The sequence below is a fragment of the Streptomyces panaciradicis genome (assembly GCF_023516615.1).
In the GTDB taxonomy this organism is placed as follows: Bacteria; Actinomycetota; Actinomycetes; order Streptomycetales; family Streptomycetaceae; genus Streptomyces; species Streptomyces panaciradicis.
On sequence record NZ_JAMGBF010000184.1, the window covers coordinates 1 to 18,033 of the forward strand.

The following is an 18,033-nucleotide window of genomic DNA, read 5'->3' on the forward strand; positions in this document are numbered from 1 at the left end:
GTCACGGCCGGGCGGGCAGGGCAGTGTCACGGTCGGTGAGCCGGGCGGTGTCACGGCCGGGCGGGCAGGGTAGTGTCACGGTCGGTGAGCCGGGCGGTGTCACGGCCGGGCGGGCAGGGTAGTGTCACGGTCGGTGAGCCGGGCGGTGTCACGGCCGGGCGGGCCGGGGTGGCGTCACCTCGTCTTGCGTCCCCACAGAGGCCCGAAGCGAGCCCACTCGGTGTCCCACAGGTCCAGGCGCCTGCGTTCCAGTCGGCCGCACAGCACCCGCCCGCCGACGAGGGGCACCGCCGCGGCGCTGATGCCGACCAGGACGCCGATGAGGGAGGCCCGTACATGGGCCTGCGTGACAGTGGCGGGCCGGGTGACCAGGTGGCCCTGCGGGTCCGACCAGATGGGGACCGCGGTGCCGGCCGGGCTGCCGGGGCGGACCCGGACCTGGCCGGTGTGCCGGCTGCCGTCCGGAGCGGTCCAGCGCACATTGCCCCACACCTGGTCGCCGCTCGCCGTCCGGGAGTCGGCGGTGGCCTTCCCGGGGGCCTTCGCGGTCAGCACCGCGTCGACGCGGTGCCATTCGGCGCGCTCACGGGCCAGCCCGCTCTCCACGGACTGGGTGGCCGCCAGACCGGCCAGCACCCCGGCGACCACGGTGACCAGCCAGGCGCCGAGCACGACCCAGGCCTCCACCGTGTCGGTGGGGCGTTTCAGCGGGTTGCGCCGCCAGCGCCACAGCCACACCCTCGGACCACGGAACGCCATAGAAGGCAGCCTCCTCATGAGCACATGACCATCCCCGATCCCCCTCCCTTACGGGCGGAGATCCCCGGATGCTCAGGCGGGTACCCCGACTCGACGGTCGCACGGGGGCCCGATGTGTGCGGGCCACTTCGCGAAAGAGTCCGAAAGATCGCCGTGCCGGGCCGCCCGGGCCGCGCTGAACTGCGGCGATACCGACTCCAGAGGTGACTGTCAGTGGCTGGGTGCAGACTGGCCGATGTCGTGGACGAAGACGTCGCGGAGGTGATCGGCATGACCGAGGTACTGCTCGCCGTGGGCACGCGCAAGGGTCTGTTCATCGGGCGCAGGCGGGGTGGCTCCTGGGAGTTCGACGAGAGTCCGTACTTCAACGCGCAGGCCGTGTACTCGATCGCGATCGACACCCGGGGCGGGCGTCCCCGGCTGCTGGCCGGCGGCGACAGCGCCCACTGGGGCCCGTCGGTGTTCCACTCCGACGACCTGGGCCGCAGCTGGACCGAACCGGCCCGGCCGGCCGTGAAGTTCCCCAAGGACACGGGGGCGTCGCTGGAGCGGGTGTGGCAGCTGCACCCGGCGGCCGCGGAGGAGAACGTGGTGTACGCGGGCACGGAGCCGGCCGCGCTGTACCGCTCGGAGGACCGCGGGGAGACCTTCGAACTGGTCCGCCCGCTGTGGGAGCACCCGACCCGTTCCCAGTGGGTGCCCGGCGGTGGCGGCGAGGGGCTGCACACCGTGCTCACCGACAAGCGCGACCCGCGGGCCGTGACGGTCGCGGTGTCGACGGCCGGAGTGTTCCGGACCACCGACGGCGGTGCGAGCTGGACGCCGTCCAACTCCGGTGTCTCGGCGGTGTTCCTGCCCGACCCCAACCCGGAGTTCGGTCAGTGCGTGCACAAGGTCGCCCGGGACGCGGCCGACCCCGACCGGCTGTATCTGCAGAACCACTGGGGTGTGTACAGAAGCGACGACGCGGGCGCGCACTGGACCGACATCGGCGAGGGGCTGCCGTCCACCTTCGGCTTCGCGGCAGCCGCCCACCCCCACCGCGGGGACACGGCGTACGTCTTCCCGATCAACGCCGACTCCGACCGGGTGCCGGCCGACCACCGCTGCCGGGTGTTCCGCACGGCCGACGCCGGCAAGAGCTGGGAGCCGCTGTCGGCGGGCCTGCCCGCGCAGGACCACTACGGCACGGTGCTGCGGGACGCCCTGTGCACGGACGACGCCGACCCGGCGGGCGTGTACTTCGGCAACCGCAACGGCGAGGTGTTCGCCTCGGCCGACGACGGCGACAGCTGGCGGCAGTTGGCGTCGCATCTGCCGGATGTGCTGTGTGTGCGGGCCGCGGTGGTCGGATGACCCGGGCGGGGGGAGCGCACGGCCTTGGCCACCGGTTGATCTCCGCTGCCCGTACGGCAGTAGGGTGACGCCCGTGGCACCACGACCGTTGCATGAAATCGTCGAAGCGGGCTGGGCGCAGGCCCTGGAACCCGTCGCCGGACGGATCGCCGAGATGGGGGACTTCCTGCGCGCGGAGATCGCCGCGGGGCGCACCTACCTTCCGGCCGGAGCGAACGTCCTGCGGGCCTTCCAGCAGCCCTTCGACGAGGTACGCGTCCTGATCGTCGGGCAGGACCCGTATCCGACCCCGGGACACGCGGTGGGGCTGTCCTTCTCGGTGGCACCGGACGTGCGGCCGCTGCCGGGCAGTCTCATCAACATCTTCCGGGAGCTGAACACCGACCTGGGGCTGCCCCAGCCGTCCAACGGCGATCTCACGCCGTGGACCCGGCAGGGCGTGCTGTTGCTCAACAGGGCACTGACCACCTCCCCGCGCAAACCCGGCGCGCACCGCGGCAAGGGCTGGGAGGAGGTCACCGAGCAGGCGATACGGGCCCTGGCCGCCCGCGGGAAACCGCTGGTGTCCATCCTGTGGGGCCGGGACGCCCGCAATCTGCGGCCCCTTCTCGGCCGCCTCCCCTCGGTCGAGTCCGCCCACCCCTCCCCCATGTCGGCCGACCGCGGCTTCTTCGGCTCCCGCCCCTTCAGCCGCGCCAACGACCTGCTGATCGGCCAGGGCGGCCAGCCGGTGGACTGGCGTCTGCCGTGACCGGCGGGGACCCGCACGGACCGGAGCCGGGGACGGCCTCCGCCGGGCGGGACGGGGGTGTCGCCGGCGTCCTCGCCGTCGACTCCGGGGGCTCGGGGCTGCGTGTCGCCGTCGCGAGCCCGGAGCGGGCCCCGCTCGCCGAGGCGTCGTCGCCGCTGCCGGTGCGGACCGGGCCACGCGGGATCGACCCCGGGCATCTGATGGAGCAACTGGTGCCCATGGTGCGGACGTTGCTCGCCGAGAGCGGGGTGAGCCGGCTGCGGGCGGCGGCCGTCGGGGCCGCCGGGCTCGCCACTCTGGGAGACGGGCTCAGAGCCGAACTCCCGGGCGCGCTGCGGCGGGAGTTCGGGGTCGGGCGCGTCGCTCTGGCGGCCGACGCGGTCACCGCGTACGTGGGGGCGCTCGGTCCGCGGGCCGGCGCCGTGGTCGCGGCCGGCACGGGACTGATCGCCGTCGGCACCGACCTGAGCGGCTGGCGTCGGGCGGACGGCTGGGGCCATCTGCTCGGCGACTGCGGCGGCGGCGCCTGGATCGGGCGGGCCGGGCTGGAGGCCGCGCTGCGCGCGTACGACGGGCGGGCCGGCGGGTCGGCGGCCCTGCGGGCCCGCGCCGAGGGGCTGTTCGGGCCGCTGTCTGGGCTGCCGGGGCTGCTCTACCCGCGTCCGGACCGACCGGCCGTCCTCGCCTCCTTCGCGCCGGAGGTCGCCGCCTGCGCCGAGGGCGATCCCGTGGCGGCGGACATCCTGCGCGAGGCGGCCCGGCACATGGCCGAGTCCGCCGCCGCGGTGTGCCCGGCCGAGGGCGAGCCCCGGGTCGCCTTCACGGGCGGCCTGTTCAAGATGGGTGAGCCCCTCCTCGTACCGCTGGAGGAGGCACTGGCCGAGAAGCTGCCGGGGGCGCGGCGGGAGCCGGCCGCCGGCGATCCACTCGCCGGCGCCGTGCGCATCGCGGCCGATCTCGCGACCGGCGATCTCACTCTGCCGAGTGACGCGGCGATGTTGTCCGTGGTGACCGGATAAGCGACCATCCCCGGGCTTCTCCCCATGCTTGGTGATGCGCCCGGTTCGCACTCCGATCACTTCTGATCCGTACGTTACTCATCAGACAAAACCGGACGGATACCGCTCACCTGCACCCTCCCCGAACAGGGGAGCCCAGGAAGCCAGTAACATGCGTCGCCATGAGCTCCCCCACTGGACCCGCGTCCGGCCTGCCAGTACGAATGCCGCGACCTCGCCAGCCCGGGCGGCACCGCCGACCCGAGCCGCTGGCGGCTCCCGAGGGCGCGCCCGCGCTCGTCCTCGCGGTGCCGGGCACCCCCGCCGCTCCCACGCGCAGTCTCGCCGAGGAGGTCGTGAGCATCGCCCGCTCCGAGCTCCCCGGCCTCGACGCGCGGATCGGCTACCTGGACGGGGACGACGCGGAGTTCCCCACGCTCCAGTCCGTGCTCGCGCACGCCGCCGAGGAGCGCGCGGCCCGCTATGAGCAGGCCAAGGCCGCCGGTCTCGACGTCAAGGAGCCGGACGGCCCCGTGGCCGTCGTCGTGCCGCTGCTGGCCGGTCCGGACAGCGCGCTGCTGCGCGTGATCCGCCAGGCCGTCATGGACAGCCGCGTCGCGGCCGACCTGACCGATGTGCTGGGCCCGCACCCGCTGCTCGCCGAGGCGCTGCACGTGCGGCTGTCGGAGGCCGGTCTGGCCCGTGCCGACCGGGCCCGCCTGTTCACGGTGGCGACCGCCGCTGACGGCATCATCCTGGCCTCGGTCGGCGGTGACGAGGCGGTGCAGGCCGCCGGGATCACCGGCATGCTGCTGGCCGCGCGCCTGGCCGTGCCGGTGATGGCCGCGGCTCTGGACCAGGCGGGCGCGATCGCGTCCGTGGCCGAGCAGCTGCGTTCCTCGGGCTCGCAGCAGCTGGCGCTGGCGCCGTACCTGATAGGGCCGGAGATCGACCCGGGCCTGATCGAGGAGGCGGCCAGGGAGGCGGGCTGCTCCGCCGCCGAGGCGCTCGGCCCGTACCCGGCGATCGGCAAGCTCGCGCTGGCCAAGTACACGACGGCGCTGGGCATCGCCCCGCCGCAGCCGCAGGGTGCGCCGGCGCGCTGACCGACACGCACGGCATGGCCGTACGAACGCCGCAGGGCCCGCTCCGGGATTCGGAGCGGGCCCTGCGGCTCTGTGCCGTGCTGTGCAGGGCTGTGCCGGGCTGTCCTGGGCTCAGGCGAAGACCACGCACGAGGCGGCGGGGACCTTGACCGAGCCCTCGTAGCGGGGCAGTCCCGTGGCCGGGTCGACGGCGAACCAGGTCACCTCGCCCGAGCGTTCGTTGGCGGCGTAGAGGAAGCCGTGGGACTCGGTGAGGGCCCGGGGCCAGTCGCCGCCGCACGGGACCGTGCCGGCCGGCAGCAGTTCGTCGCCGTCCACGACGAAGGTGGACAGGACGTCCTCGCCCCGGGTGGCCGTCCACACGAAGCGGCCGTCGGGCGAGACGACGATCCCCGAGGGGTAGGCGTCGCCCGCCGGGGCGGTGGGCAGCACCTGGATCTCGGCGAGGGGCTTGAGCGTGCCCGCGTCGGCGTCCCAGTGGCAGACGGTGACGGTCGGGGTGAGTTCGTTGACCACGTACGCGCGCGTGCCGTCCGGGTGGAAGGCGAGGTGGCGCGGGCCCGAGCCGGGGCGCAGGGGGCACTCGCGGTGCAGGTCGAGGGTGCCGCCGTCGAGGGAGCACACGCGGACGGAGTCCGTGCCGAGGTCCACGCTGACGGCCCAGCGGCCGCTGGGGTCGGGCTGCACCTGGTGGGCGTGCGGTCCTTGCTGGCGGCGGGCGTGAGGGCCCGATCCGCTGTGCCGCAGGACGCCGGAGGCGGCGTCGGCGAGGCTGCCGTCCGGGCGGACGGGAACGGCGGAGACGCTGCCGGAGCCGTAGTTGGCGGTCAGGACGTGTCCGGCGAAGACGCTCAGATGGGTCGGCTCCTGGCCGCCGACCGGCACGGGAGCGCCGGCCCGTTCCAGCCGGTCCCCCCGCACCCGGTACGCGGTCACCGCTCCCTCGGCCGTCTCGCTGACCGCGTAGAGGGTGTCCGCGCCGGGGCCCAGGGCGAGGTAGGAGGGGTCGGGCAGGCCGTCGAGGCTGCCGAGGAGGTGCAGGCCGCCGCCGTCCGTCACGGCCGCCGTGACGATTCCGGGGCCTCCCGCCGCCGTGAACGACCCGATGAACGCCCGCCGTCGCCGCCCGCCGCCGTCTGTCACCGCTGTCCCCTCTCGGTTGGGTGCCGTCGGAGGCGACCGTAGCAGTCGATCAATCGAGGTCTAGACCAAAGGGGTGGAAAGGTCGGCGGTCACGCGCCCACCAGGCGTGAGCCCGACGGGGTGCGCAGCGGTGTCGCGAGTTCCGCGAGGGCCCGTTCCAGGCCGTGCAGGTGGGTCAGGGCAGGTTCGGTCACGGGCGGCTCGCCGACGAGCGCCACGGGGTGCTCGCGTCCGTCGCCGGTCAGCGCCTCGACGGCGGCCTCCACCCGCCAGCAGGCGGCGGCGAGGCGGGCGTCGTGGGAGGCCTCGGGGTCGGCGGCCACCGCGACCAGGCCGCGGATCTCGCGGGCGCAGTCGTCGAGCAGGTCCAGCACCCGGCGGGCGCGCCGCTTGCGGCCCAGCATCGGGTTGAGGGGGTGCACGAGGGGCGCCACGGACAGCCGTACGCGGCCCAGCAGCTGCTCCAGTTCGGCCACCTTCGGCGCCGGGTCGGCGTCGGGGACGCCCGCGAGGCGCGCGGCGGCCTCCGCAGTGCAGGCGTGCACGCAGCGCAGGGCGCGCTGGATCCAGGCGTCGGTGGTGGTGTGGGTGGTGACCGGCAGGACGAGGAGCACGGCCAGGGCGGCGCCCAGCGCGCCGACGGCGGTCTCCGCCAGCCGGAGCGCCAGCAGGCCGGGGGTGAGCACGCCCAGCATCCCGTAGAGGAGCTCCGCGAGGAGGGTCACGCAGAGCATCATCCAGGTGTACGAGACCGCGGCCGAGTAGAAGATCCCGAAGACGCAGACGGCGAGCAGGACGGCCGTGGGGAGGGCCGCTCCGTCCACCGGGACGGCGATCAGGACGCCCAGGCCGATGCCGATCACGGTGCCCAGGACCCGCCGGAAGCCGCGCACCAGGGTCTCGCCGCGCGAGGTGGTGTTGACGAAGACCCACCAGGTGGCGCCGACGGCCCAGTACCAGCGCTGCCCGGACACCAGCTGGCCGGCGAGAAGCGCGAAGCCCGCGCCGGCGGTCGCCTGGACGGCCTGGCGGGTGGTCACCCGGGCCAGCCCGGTGCCCGGCGGCGGCGCGGGCGCGGCGGCCGGGGGCAGGTGGGCCTCGTAGCACCACAGGCCGAAGCGGACGGCCGCGGCGGTGAGCACGGACAGGACGACGGCGACGTACAGCTCGGGCAGCTGTGCGGTCGTCGCGTGCAGGAACTGCGCCATGAAGAAGGTCATGAACGCGAACACGCCGAGGCTGTGGCCGCGCGGGCCGAAGCGGCGGGCGTACACGCCGGCGCCGACGACGGCCAGGAAGACGAGGTCGCGGGCGACCGGGTGGGCGTGCAGCTCGGCCGCGGCGGCGAGCACCGGCAGGCCGACGGCGGGCAGCAGCGCGGTGGTGACCGCCTGCCCGCGGACGGTGGCGTCGGAGACGGTGAACAGGGCGAGCAGCGCGGCCAGGCCGCCGGTGACCGTACCGGGAAGGGAGACTCCGGCCAGGGAGCACAGGACCACGGCCGCCCCGATCCCTGCGACGGCGCGCGCGGCGAACCGCAGCCGCAGCCGCCCCGGGTCCGGAGCCACGAACACCCTCTTCAGCACGCCTACCCGCCCCCTTGGACACCGGCACGAAAAAGGCGCCGCGGGGTCCGCAGCGCCATCGACGGGCCCATTGCAGCATCCGCCGCCCTGCTGGCTCAAGCGGCGCCGATTATGCTGGGCCATTGGCACAGCGACATCGGTCCGGGGGCGGCCACGGACGGGCCATCGGACCATGCACGAGGAGAACGCGCTCATGGCCGTCGACGAGCTCGACACCCGCATCCTGCGGCTGCTGCTGGAGCAGCCCCGTACGAGCGTGCGCGAGTACGCCCGCATCCTGGGGGTCGCCCGCGGCACCCTCCAGGCCCGCCTGGACCGGCTGGAGCGGGACGGCGTGATCACGGGAACGGGCCCCACCCTCTCCCCCGCCGCGCTCGGTCACCCGGTCCTCGCCTTCGTGCACATCGAGGTCACCCAGGGACACCTCGACGACGTGGGGGACGCCCTGGCGGCCGTGCCGGAGATCGTGGAGGCCTTCTCCATCACGGGCGGCGGCGATCTGCTCACCCGGGTCGTGGCGCGCGACAACGCCCATCTGGAGGACGTGATCCAGAAGCTGATCAGCATGCCCGGCGTGGTCCGCACCCGCACCGAGGTGGCCCTGCGCGAACGGGTCCCGCAGCGGCTGCTGCCGCTGGTCGAGTCGATCGGCCGCACGGCACGGAAGTGATCCCCGACCCCGAAGCCGCTCGGCCGGCGCGCCTGAGATCATGACCGGGCCGGTCGATGAGGTCCGTGTCCAGGAGGACTCCCATGGGTGCTGCCGCCGTGCTCGTCGCCAACCGCGGGGAGATCGCCGTACGTGTCCTGCGCGCCGCGGCGGAAGCCGGGCTGCGGACGGTCGCGGTGTACGAGGAGGGCGACACCGCGCACACGCGGCCGGCCGACGAGGCGGTGCCGGTCGGCGGATACCTGGACGGCGAGGCGCTGCTCGCCGCCGCCCGCGCCACCGGATGCTCACTTCTCCACCCCGGTTACGGCTTCCTGAGCGAGGACGCCGGGTTCGCGCGCCGGTGCGGGCAGGCCGGGATCGTCTTCGTCGGGCCCTCGCCGGAGGTCCTGGAGGTCTTCGGGGACAAGCGACGGGCCCGGGAGCTCGCCGCCGGGCTCGGGGTGCCGGTGCTCGCGGGGGCCGACGGGCCGGACGGGGCACGGGAGTTGCTCGCGGACGGGCCTGTGATGGTCAAGGCGGCCGGCGGGGGCGGCGGGCGCGGGATGCGGGTCGTGCACCGGGCCGAGGAGCTTCAGGAGGCGTGGGAGCGGTGCCGGTCGGAGGCGGAACAGGGCTTCGGACGCGGCGAGTTGTACGCGGAGCGGCTGCTGGAGGGCGCCCGGCACATCGAGGTGCAGATCGTCGGTGACCGGGCCGGCGCCGTCACGCACCTGTGGGACCGGGACTGCAGCGCCCAGCGACGCCATCAGAAGCTGATCGAGATCGCGCCCGCTCCGGAACTCGGCGACGGCGTACGGGAGAAGATCCTCGACGCGGCCCTTCGGCTGGCCCGTGCCGCCCACTGCTCCAGCCTCGTCACCTTCGAGTTCCTGGTGCGCGGCGAGGAGTTCGCCTTCATCGAGGCCAATCCCCGTCTGCAGGTGGAGCACACGGTCACCGAGGAGGTGACCGGCCTCGACCTGGTCGCCCTGCAACTGCGGATCGCCGGCGGGGCGACGCTCGCGGAACTGGGACTGCCGGGGCCGCCGGCCGCGCCGCGCGGGTTCGCCGTGCAGGCGCGGGTCGTCGCCGAGGAGGCCGGGCGGATCTCGCGCTTCGACCTGCCGGCCGGGCCGGGCATCCGGGTGGACACGGCCGTCCGGTCGGGAGCCGAGATCGGCACGCGGTACGACCCGCTGCTGGCCAAGGTGGTCGCGCACGTCCCGTCCGGCGGAGTGGAGGCGGCCTGTGCGCGGGCGCGGCGGGCGCTGGGCGAGTTCGGGGTGGAGGGGGTGCGGACCGGGATCCCGCTGCTGCGCGAGGTGCTCGCCGAGCCCCGCTTCTGGGCGCACACGGGCGTGGTGGCCGAGCTCGCGCAGGCCTCCGCCGGCCCGGGCACGCCGGCCGTGGACGGCGCGGTCCTCGCGCCGCTCGGCGGAACCGTCGTCTCCGTGGACGTCGCCCCGGGCGAACACGTCGGCGCCGGGCAGCAGTTGCTGGTGCTGGAGGCGATGAAGATGGAGCACGTGGTGCGAGCGCCCGGCTCCGGAGCGGTACGGCTGCTGCACACGCGGGTCGGCGAAACGGTGGGCGCGGGAGCCCTGTTGGCCACCCTCGACGAGTTGGCGGGCGGACACGAGGGCACCGGCACCGCCGAACCGGCCGACCCCGACGCGATCCGCCCGGACCTCGCAGAAGCCGTCCACCGGCACTCCTTCGGCCTGGACGAGAACCGTCCGGAGGCGGTGGCCAAGCGGCACTCCCTCGGGCGCCGCACCGCCCGGGAGAACATCGCCGACCTGTGCGACCCGGGCACCTTCACCGAGTTCGGGGCCCTGGCGATCGCCGCCCAGCGCCGCCGCCGGTCCCTGGACGACCTGATCCGCTCCACGCCGGCCGACGGCATGGTGACCGGCACGGGGAACGTCGACGGCCGGCCGTGCGTGGTGATGTCGTACGACTACACGGTCCTGGCCGGCACCCAGGGGCTGCAGAACCACCGCAAGACCGACCGGATGCTGGAGCTGGCCGGGCAACGGCGGCTGCCCGTGGTGCTGTTCGCCGAGGGCGGCGGCGGGCGCCCCGGGGACACGGACACCACCGCGGTCGCGGGACTGGACGTGACCACCTTCGGACGGATGGGGCGGCTGAGCGGGACGGTTCCGCTGGTCGGCATCGCCTCGGGCCGGTGCTTCGCGGGCAACGCCGCCCTGCTGGGCTGCTGCGACGTCGTGATCGCCACACCCGACGCGACCATCGGGATGGGCGGGCCCGCGATGATCGAGGGCGGCGGGCTCGGCGTGTACCGGCCCGAGGAGGTGGGCCCGCTGTCGGTGCAGGTGCCCAACGGGGTGGTCGACGTCGCGGTCGCCGACGAGGCGGAGGCCGTGCGGGTGGCCCGCCGGTACCTGTCGTACTTCCAAGGGGAGCGGGCGAGTTGGGAGGCGCCGGACCAGCGGCTGCTGCGCCACGTCGTGCCGGAGAACCGGCGGCGGGCGTACGACATGCGGGCGGCGGTCGCGGGGCTCGCGGACACGGACTCGGTGCTGGAGCTGCGGCCGGAGTTCGGGGTCGGGGTGCTGACGTGTCTGGTGCGGATCGAGGGGCGGCCGCTCGGGCTGATCGCCAGCAACCCGGCACATCTGGGCGGGGCGATCGACCGGGACGCGGCCGACAAGGCGGCGCGCTTCCTTCAGTTGTGCGACGCGTTCGGGCTGCCGGTGGTCTCGCTGTGCGACACACCGGGGTTCATGGTCGGCCCGGACGCCGAACGCACCGCCACCGTACGGCACTTCGCGCGGCTGTTCGTGACGGGGGCCAATCTGCGGGTGCCGCTGGTGAGTCTGGTGCTGCGCAAGGCGTACGGGCTCGGGGCGATGGCCATGATGGGCGGCTCCACCCGGGCTCCGCTGGCCACGGCGGCCTGGCCGAGCGGGGAGTTCGGCGGGATGGGCCTCGAAGGCGCGGTCCGTCTCGGCTACCGCAAGGAGCTGGAGTCGATCGCGGACCCGGCCGAGCGGGCCCGCGCCTTCGAGGAGCGCGTCGCCGAGCTGTACGAGCGCGGGAAGGCGGTCAACGCGGCGGCCGCGCTGGAGATCGACGCGGTCGTCGACCCGGCCGGGTCGCGCGAGTGGATCCTGGCGGCGCTGGCGGGTCACCCCGTCCCGGAGCCGGGCCACCGGCCGTTCGTGGACACCTGGTGAGCGGGGGGCGTACGGATACGCCCGGCGGTGCCCCGTCCCCCGCCCGGGGCACCGTCCGGTCCTCGGACCCGGTCAGGCCGGCCGGATGTTCTGGTTGAGGCGGAAGACGTTGTCCGGGTCGAGCTCGGCCTTGATGCGGGCCAGCCGTGCGTAGTTGCCGCCGTAGCTGGCGCGGATCCGCTCCTGGCCCTCGTCCATCATCATGTTCACGTAGGCGCCGCCCGCCGAGTACGGGTGCAGGGCGTCGGAGTAGTCGACCGCCCAGCGCTTGACCAGCTCGGCGTGGGCGGGGTCGGGGTCGACGCCCGCGTACACGGTGGACCACCGGGCGCTCCGGTAGCCCCACGGTGTCTCGTCGGGGCCGACGTCGTGGGCGGCGCCGTCGATCGGGTAGAGGTGCATCGTCGACTGGACGGTGGGCACCTCGGCGCCGAACTTGGCATGCAGTCCGACGGCCTCGTCCGGGATCTCCTCGACGAAGTCGGCGCGCCAGTACCACTGGTGGCCGGGCGGATAGAGCCCGTCGAACATGGACTGCAGGTCCGGGTGGGGCATCGGTCCGACGGCGTGCAGCATCGGCTCCGGCAGCGCGTCCAGCAGCGGCGCCATCTCGCGTGCCGCGGCCTCGGGGTCACCGCCGGTGTGGCACCAGACGACGCCCGCGATCTTGCGCAGCTGGATCTCCTCGGGGAACGGCGGGGCCGGCGGCACGGTGCCGTGGAGGAAGAAGGCGTTGAGCTCGCGGGGCGCGTTCGGGAGGAAGTCCCGGTAGGCGGTCAGGACGTCGGCGCTGATCTCGACGGGCCAGAACGTCGGGCCGGCCACCACCGTGTCGATCTCGTGGAGCCGGAACCGGAAGGAGGTGACGACGCCGAAGTTGCCGCCGCCTCCGCGCAGCGCCCAGAACAGGTCGCTGTTCTCGTCGGCGCTCGCGCGCACCTGCCGGCCGTCGGCCAGGACGACGTCGGCGGAGAGGAGGTTGTCGATGGTCAGGCCGCACCTGCGGGTGAGGTGGCCCAGGCCGCCGCCGGTGGCGAGGCCGCCGACCCCGGTGGTGGAGACGATGCCGCTGGGGGTGGCGAGGCCGTGGGCGTGGGTGGCGCGGTCCACCTCGCCCCACACGCAGCCGCCGCCGACGCGGACCGTGCGGGCCTCGGGGTCGACGTGGATGTCCTTCATGGGGGACAGGTCGGCGACCACTCCCCCGTCGACGGTGCCCATCCCGGCGCCGTGGTGACCGCCGCCTCGGACGGCGAGGGGCAGGTCGTGGGCGCGGGCGAAGCCGATCACGCGGGCGACGGCGTCCGCGTCGGCGCAGCGCGCGACGAGGGCGGGACGCCGGTCGATCATCGCGTTGTAGACGGCGCGGGCCTGCTCGTATCCGGAGTCGTCGGGGCCGATCAGCTCTCCCGTGAAGTCCGCGAGCTCCCGTCGTGCCGCCTGGGCGGGTGTGATGGTCATGCGATATACCCCGTTTCTTCGTGAGTCGGGTTGATACGCACGTTCTACCCGGGTTGCGCGGGGGCCGACATCGGCGGGCATCACCTACGTCGGCCGCCCGGCATACCTACCTTTCGCGACGGTGCAGCAGCCCGAGTTCCGCGGCCCGGTCGGCGACGTGCCGGCGGGTGGGGGCGTCCAGCTTGCCGAGGACGGCGCGGACGTGGTTGTCGACGGTCCGGACGGACACGACGAGGCGCGTGGCGATCTCGGCGTTGGTCAGGCCCTGGGCGAGCAGCCGCACCACCTGGAGCTGGCGTTCGGTGAGCCGTCCGGGGTTGCCGCGGGTGGCGGCGAGCGGGCCGCGCGGGATGTGCCGCACCCCGAGCCCGCGCAGTTCGGCCCGGACGAGTCGGGCCAGCGGCTCGGCACCCAGGGCGTCGAGTGCGGCGAGGGCGTCGAGCTTGTCGGCGGGGTGCGGGCTCTCCGCGACGGCGGCGGCGTGCTCGTAGGGGCAGCCGGCGGCCTTCCAGACGGCCGCGGCCTCCCGCCAGTGACCGCGTGCCTGCAGGGCGTAGGGGTGGTCGGAGTCGTCGTCCGGCACCGGATGCCCGGCCTTGGTCAGCCAGTAGCCCAGCTCGGCGCCGTAGGGGATGCCGGTCAGGTGGCGGGCCTGGGCCTGGACCGGGGCCGCGGCCTCCACCACGGCGTCCGCGTCCCCGCGCAGCCAGGCCGCCTCCGCCAGCGCGGCCGCGACGGGACCGGTGCGCTGGAGTTCCCTGGTCCGTACGGCGATCTCCCGGGCCTCGGCGAGGAGTTCACCGGCCCCGGGCCTGCCGCACCGGACGCGCACCCGCGCCAGCACGGTCAGGGCGGGACAGCGGGCCGGCGGGAAGTCGTGGACGCCGAACTCGGCGTGCCGTTCGGCGTCCTCCCAGTCGGCGGCGGCGAGGCGGCGCAGGGCCAGTTCGACGTGGAGGTAGGTGAGGAAGCCGAGGTGCTCGGCGCGGTCGGCCAGCTCCAGGGCCCGCGGCAGCAGCCGGTCGGCGTCCGCGAACTGCAGGTTGTCCAGGAGGGTCCAGATCAGGTTGGCGTAGGAGCGGCAGGCGTGCTCGGCCTCGCCGGCGCCGAGGGCGACCTCCAGGCTCTCCTCCAGCTGCTTGCGCCCGTCGGGGTCGCCGCCCCGCCAGCGGGCCGTGCCGAGGTTGTTGAGGGCGTGCGAGAGGATCGCCGCGTCGTCGGTCTTGCGGGCCAGCACGATGGCGCGCTCGGCGTGCTCGACGGCCTCGGGGTAGCGGTCGGAGAGCATGCGCAGCTGGGCGATGTTGCTGACGGCCAGGGCGAGCAGCCGGTCGTCGCCCGCGTGCTCCAGGACGGTGACCGCCTCGCGGGCGGCGGCCTGGGCCTGGTCGGCGTCCCCGGCCCACCAGTGGATGCGGGAGAGCCAGCGCAGGTCCGAGCCGAGGGCGAGGATGTCGCCGAGCGAGCGGCGCAGCGAGACCGCCTCGCGCTCGGCGGTGACGGCGGCGGCCGTGTCGGCGATGGTGTAGCTCTCCACGGCGAGGCGTTCGAGCAGGTCGGCGAGCTCGGCCGGGCCGTAGCGGTGGCGCTCGCCCAGCACGAGCCTGAGCTGGGCCGCGGCCTCGCGGTGGGCACCGGCGTCGGAGGCGTCGCGGGCGGCGTCCGGGCCGTAGCGGGCGATGGCGTCCAGGTCGCCGGCCCGGGCGGCGTGGTGGACGACGCGGGCGGCGTCGGCGCCGGGCCGGGCGACGAGCGCGGCGAGGACGCGACGGTCGAGGTCGATGCGCCGGGCGGCGGGCACCGAGTCGGCGACGGCCCGCCGGATCAGCTCGTGCCGGAAGGCGATCCGTTCCGGGGTGACGGTGAGCAGCCCGCGCTGCTCTGCCTCGGCGAGGACCGCCACGCCGTCGGCGAGCAGCGCGTCCACCAGCGGGCGTTCGACGGCCGAGGGGATGACGGCGAGCTGCTCCAGGGCGTCCACGGTGGCCGGAGGCAGGCCGCGCAGCCGGGCGAGGACCGCGTCGACGACCGTGGGCGGCACTCCCCCGGTGCCGCCGGCCGCCAGGACCTCGGTGACGAAGAAGGGGTTTCCCGAGGTCACCTGGTACACCTGCGCCGGGTCGAGCCGGCCGGCCGCGCCGAGCTCGGTGACGGCGCCGAGGGAGAGCCGGGCCAGGGGGAGGCGGTGCACGCGGGGCGCCCGGGAGACCTGGCCGAGGAGGTGGCGCAAGGGGTGGCCGCGGTGCAGTTCGTCGTCGCGGTAGGTCAGGACGAGCAGGGCGGGCAGCCGGTCCATCCGCCGTACGAGGAAGCGCAGGGCGTCCAGGGACGCCTCGTCGGCCCAGTGCACGTCCTCGACGACGAGTACCGCGGGATGCGGAGTCATGGCGAGCTCGGCGTGCAGGGCCTCGTAGACGCGGTGGCGGTCGCCGCCCTCCGTCACGGCTCGGGCGAGGTCGGCGCCGACACTGCCGACGAGGTCGCGGAAGGGTCCGAGGGGGCGCCGGGTGGCGAGGTCGTCGCACTGGCCGACCAGCATCCGCGCCCGTCCGGGCAACCGGTCGGGCAGCGCTGTGACCAGGCTCGACTTGCCGATGCCCGCCTCGCCGAAGACGAGCGCCACCGCACCGGCGCCGTCGGCCGCCTGCCGTGCGGCCGAGCCCAGCAGTGCCAGCTCGGGCTCACGCTCGAGGATCCCCCGGTCCACCCACCGATTGTGCCACCGGGTCGGGGGCGGCGTCCCTGCGGCGCGGTGCCGCGCCGGGCCTGGTACGCGGCGGCGCGGCCCGCCCGAGGCCGGGCGGGTCGCCGCACTCCGCCGACCCGTCGAGAGGTGCCGGGCGGTTGCGTGCGCGGCGGCGGAGCTCGCCTGCGTGCACGGGGAGGGACCTCGCCGCCCGCACGGACCAGCCGTTTCGCGTTGAGCGGCAGGTCGGCCCTGGGAGGGTCCCGTCCCGCGCCGTCGAGACTACGAGCGGCGGCGGGGTTTTCCTCGCTTGGGGGTCTTCGAGGTGCCCGCCCTGGGGTTGCGGCCTGGTGTCTTGGCCGGCGCGGGTTTGCGGCGGGGTGCCGGCTTTTCCGCGGTCTTCTCGGCCGGCTGGGGCTTGCGGCCGCGGGAGCTGTTGGCCGTACGGCCGCGCACGATGCCGATGAAGTCCTCCACCAGGTCGGTGGTGGCGTCCTCCGGCCAGGACAGGGCCACGCTCGACTGGGGCGCGTCGGTCACCGGACGGTAGGTGAGGTCCCTGCGGTGGTGCAGGCGGGCCAGGGACTGGGGCACCAGCAGCAGGCCGACGCCCGCAGCGACGAGCTCGACGGCGTCCTCGGTCGTCGCGGGGCGTTCGAAGGCGGGCTCGCCCGGTGGGGCGTCCCAGTCGAAGACGTCGTCGAGGGGGTGGAAGAGCACCTCGTCGGCCAGGTCGGCGAGGGTGATCTCCTCCGCCGCCGTGATCACGTGGTCCTTCGGTACGACGGCCACGGTCGTCTCGGTGTAGAGGGGGATGGCGCTGAAGTACGTACGGTCCACCGGCAGCCGCACCAGGCCCGCGTCGGCCTCGCCGGCGCGCAGCACGCCGGGCGCCTCGGCGGCCGGTACGGGCTGGAGGATCAGCGGGATGTCGGGCAGGCGCTCGTTCCAGATCCGCACCCACTTGGCGGGCGTCGTCCCCGGGACGTACGCAAGCCGGAACGTCTGGGATGCTTCCGAGCCTGTCACCCCGCCAGGTTACCGGCCGTGGTCGGAGGCGTCGTACACGCTCGATACCCTGGACCCCATGAAGTCGCACCAGACCGCCCAGACGATGAAGCCCGCCACCGCGGCGAAGAAGCTGGGTGTGTACCTCGAGGCCACCCCCGCCGAGTTCCGGGAGGGTGCCGTCTCGCGCACCCAGCTCGACGAGCTCCAGGCGAACCCGCCCGAGTGGCTGCGCGAGCTGCGGGCCAACGGCCCGCATCCCCGTCCGGTGGTCGCGGCGAAGCTGGGGATCTCCATCTCGGGTCTCGCGCGGGGCGGGGTCACCGAGGCCCTCACCACCGAGGAGATCGAGGCGCTGAAGCAGGAGCAGCCCGAGTGGCTGGTCAAGGAGCGCGCCACGCAGGCCGAGGTCCGCAAGGAGGGCGCGCGGATCAAGAAGCGCAACGCCGAGCGGGCGGCAGACCAGGATGAGGACCGGCGTTCCTGATCCCCTGCGGGCGACGGCGGCAGTTCGGTGACTCCCTGTCACCGAACTGCCGCCCTCGGTTCACCGTCGAGGCATCTGACGGTACGTCACGACGAAGGTCACAAAAGCGTATCGGACATTCCGGCCGTCAACCTTCACACGAGGCGCACAAGTTGGCTAGCTTGGCCTCAGGTCGCTCGTGTCACTCCGACGAACCCCGTCGGGAAGAGCGGCCTCCGCCGAATTCGGTACGCCTTCGCGGCAGCCGGAACCGGGGACCCAACCGAACATGGGGTGAATCGGCCCGACCGCCCTTCGGGGCAGCGGCCGTAGGGCATGCCTTCCGGAATCGACCGCCCGAACCCGACAGCTAACTCGGTAGGCGGAGCACGGAAGGAGTACGGCCCCCATGGCGCCGGAACGATCGTCGCGTGCCGGAGGCTTCGGCCTCCCCGGTGTGCGCAACTCCGCCCTCGCGACGGCCGCCCTCACCTCGGTGGCCCTGTTCTCGCAGACGGCCGACGCCTCGCCCCAGCCGGGCGACGAAGCACCCAGCCGGGAAGACGTCCAGCAGCGCGTGAGCAGCCTGTACGCCCGTGCCGAGGACGACACCGGGCAGTTCAACCTGACCCGCGTGCAGAACGCGCGCGGCACCGGCGAGCGGGGCGGTCAGCCGCGCCGGACCTCGGACCCCGATCTCGACAACGTCAGCCGGCAGTGGTTCGACATGGCCCGGACGTCCATCGGGCCGACGGTCCCGGCGATCCTCCCGGGCGACCGTACGCAGGCCGGGCGCCCCGCGGCGGGCCGGCCCGCGCGGCCGGTGGAGGCCCGTGCGGCTCGTGAGCTGGAGGCCCC

13 protein-coding genes, 1 pseudogene and 1 riboswitch are annotated in these 18,033 nt (G+C 74.6%); of the genes and pseudogenes, 8 read left to right on the top strand and 6 right to left on the bottom strand.

Going from position 1 to position 18,033, the window contains the following annotated elements:
* Positions 1 to 174: 174 nt before the first annotated feature.
* The gene (locus M8J74_RS39040) at positions 175 to 759 is read right to left on the bottom strand and encodes an Rv1733c family protein (RefSeq protein WP_249840980.1); all 585 of its coding nucleotides are present in this window, start codon (positions 757 to 759) and stop codon (positions 175 to 177) included.
* A gap of 270 nt (positions 760 to 1,029) precedes the next feature.
* On the opposite strand from M8J74_RS39040, the gene M8J74_RS39045 reads away from it, so the two are divergent.
* The 4 genes from M8J74_RS39045 to M8J74_RS39060 all read left to right on the top strand — a co-directional run bounded on the left by M8J74_RS39045 (position 1,030) and on the right by M8J74_RS39060 (position 4,970).
* The gene (locus tag M8J74_RS39045) at positions 1,030 to 2,115 is read left to right on the top strand and encodes a WD40/YVTN/BNR-like repeat-containing protein (RefSeq protein ID WP_249840989.1); all 1,086 of its coding nucleotides are present in this window, start codon (positions 1,030 to 1,032) and stop codon (positions 2,113 to 2,115) included.
* Between the two features lie 73 nt (positions 2,116 to 2,188).
* Positions 2,189 to 2,866: a uracil-DNA glycosylase gene (locus tag M8J74_RS39050; RefSeq protein ID WP_058926862.1), complete on the top strand. Its 678-nt coding sequence runs from the start codon at positions 2,189 to 2,191 to the stop codon at positions 2,864 to 2,866.
* Entirely contained in the window at positions 2,863 to 3,885 is a 1,023-nt protein-coding gene (locus M8J74_RS39055; RefSeq protein ID WP_372500415.1) for an N-acetylglucosamine kinase, read from the top strand. The genes M8J74_RS39050 and M8J74_RS39055 overlap by 4 nt, the downstream gene beginning before the upstream one ends.
* 161 nt (positions 3,886 to 4,046) lie before the next feature.
* Positions 4,047 to 4,970 (top strand): sirohydrochlorin chelatase, encoded by a 924-nt coding sequence (locus M8J74_RS39060; RefSeq protein WP_249840981.1) that lies wholly within the window; start codon positions 4,047 to 4,049, stop codon positions 4,968 to 4,970.
* 111 nt (positions 4,971 to 5,081) lie between these two features.
* Here the strand turns inward: M8J74_RS39060 and M8J74_RS39065 are convergent, their stop codons facing one another.
* Entirely contained in the window at positions 5,082 to 6,113 is a 1,032-nt protein-coding gene (locus M8J74_RS39065; RefSeq protein ID WP_249840982.1) for a lactonase family protein, read from the bottom strand.
* An 89-nt stretch (positions 6,114 to 6,202) separates the two neighbouring features.
* Positions 6,203 to 7,699 (bottom strand): FUSC family protein, encoded by a 1,497-nt coding sequence (locus M8J74_RS39070; protein ID WP_249840983.1) that lies wholly within the window; start codon positions 7,697 to 7,699, stop codon positions 6,203 to 6,205.
* A gap of 193 nt (positions 7,700 to 7,892) precedes the next feature.
* Between M8J74_RS39070 and M8J74_RS39075 the strand changes: the two genes are divergently transcribed.
* Both M8J74_RS39075 and M8J74_RS39080 read left to right on the top strand, forming a co-directional pair.
* Positions 7,893 to 8,369: an Lrp/AsnC family transcriptional regulator gene (locus M8J74_RS39075; protein ID WP_058928549.1), complete on the top strand. Its 477-nt coding sequence runs from the start codon at positions 7,893 to 7,895 to the stop codon at positions 8,367 to 8,369.
* 83 nt (positions 8,370 to 8,452) lie between these two features.
* Complete coding sequence (locus M8J74_RS39080) at positions 8,453 to 11,554, top strand: acetyl-CoA carboxylase family protein (RefSeq protein ID WP_249840984.1); 3,102 nt, start codon at positions 8,453 to 8,455, stop codon at positions 11,552 to 11,554.
* Positions 11,555 to 11,626: 72 nt separating this feature from the next.
* Here the strand turns inward: M8J74_RS39080 and M8J74_RS39085 are convergent, their stop codons facing one another.
* The 3 genes from M8J74_RS39085 to M8J74_RS39095 all read right to left on the bottom strand — a co-directional run bounded on the left by M8J74_RS39085 (position 11,627) and on the right by M8J74_RS39095 (position 16,730).
* Positions 11,627 to 13,015: an FAD-binding oxidoreductase gene (locus M8J74_RS39085; protein ID WP_249840985.1), complete on the bottom strand. Its 1,389-nt coding sequence runs from the start codon at positions 13,013 to 13,015 to the stop codon at positions 11,627 to 11,629.
* Positions 13,016 to 13,121: 106 nt separating this feature from the next.
* Positions 13,122 to 15,722, bottom strand: coding sequence for an ATP-binding protein (locus tag M8J74_RS44895; protein WP_249840986.1), 2,601 nt, complete (start codon positions 15,720 to 15,722; stop codon positions 13,122 to 13,124).
* A gap of 261 nt (positions 15,723 to 15,983) precedes the next feature.
* Entirely contained in the window at positions 15,984 to 16,730 is a 747-nt protein-coding gene (locus tag M8J74_RS39095; protein WP_249840987.1) for a LysR family substrate-binding domain-containing protein, read from the bottom strand.
* 58 nt (positions 16,731 to 16,788) lie between these two features.
* On the opposite strand from M8J74_RS39095, the gene M8J74_RS39100 reads away from it, so the two are divergent.
* Both M8J74_RS39100 and M8J74_RS39105 read left to right on the top strand, forming a co-directional pair.
* Positions 16,789 to 17,196 (top strand): DUF5997 family protein, encoded by a 408-nt coding sequence (locus M8J74_RS39100; RefSeq protein ID WP_249840988.1) that lies wholly within the window; start codon positions 16,789 to 16,791, stop codon positions 17,194 to 17,196.
* Between the two features lie 206 nt (positions 17,197 to 17,402).
* Positions 17,403 to 17,576: riboswitch (cyclic di-AMP (ydaO/yuaA leader) on the top strand.
* Between the two features lie 8 nt (positions 17,577 to 17,584).
* Positions 17,585 to 18,033 (top strand): annotated as a pseudogene (locus M8J74_RS39105) (NlpC/P60 family protein); the annotation flags it as partial.

Coding starts and splice junctions, on each gene's coding strand:
- M8J74_RS39040 (WP_249840980.1), bottom strand. CDS start 759: ATGGCGTTCCGTGGTCCGAGGGTGTGGCTGTGGCGCTGGCGGCGCAAC.
- M8J74_RS39045 (WP_249840989.1), top strand. CDS start 1,030: ATGACCGAGGTACTGCTCGCCGTGGGCACGCGCAAGGGTCTGTTCATC.
- M8J74_RS39060 (WP_249840981.1), top strand. CDS start 4,047: ATGAGCTCCCCCACTGGACCCGCGTCCGGCCTGCCAGTACGAATGCCG.
- M8J74_RS39075 (WP_058928549.1), top strand. CDS start 7,893: ATGGCCGTCGACGAGCTCGACACCCGCATCCTGCGGCTGCTGCTGGAG.
- M8J74_RS39080 (WP_249840984.1), top strand. CDS start 8,453: ATGGGTGCTGCCGCCGTGCTCGTCGCCAACCGCGGGGAGATCGCCGTA.
- M8J74_RS39085 (WP_249840985.1), bottom strand. CDS start 13,015: ATGACCATCACACCCGCCCAGGCGGCACGACGGGAGCTCGCGGACTTC.
- M8J74_RS39100 (WP_249840988.1), top strand. CDS start 16,789: ATGAAGTCGCACCAGACCGCCCAGACGATGAAGCCCGCCACCGCGGCG.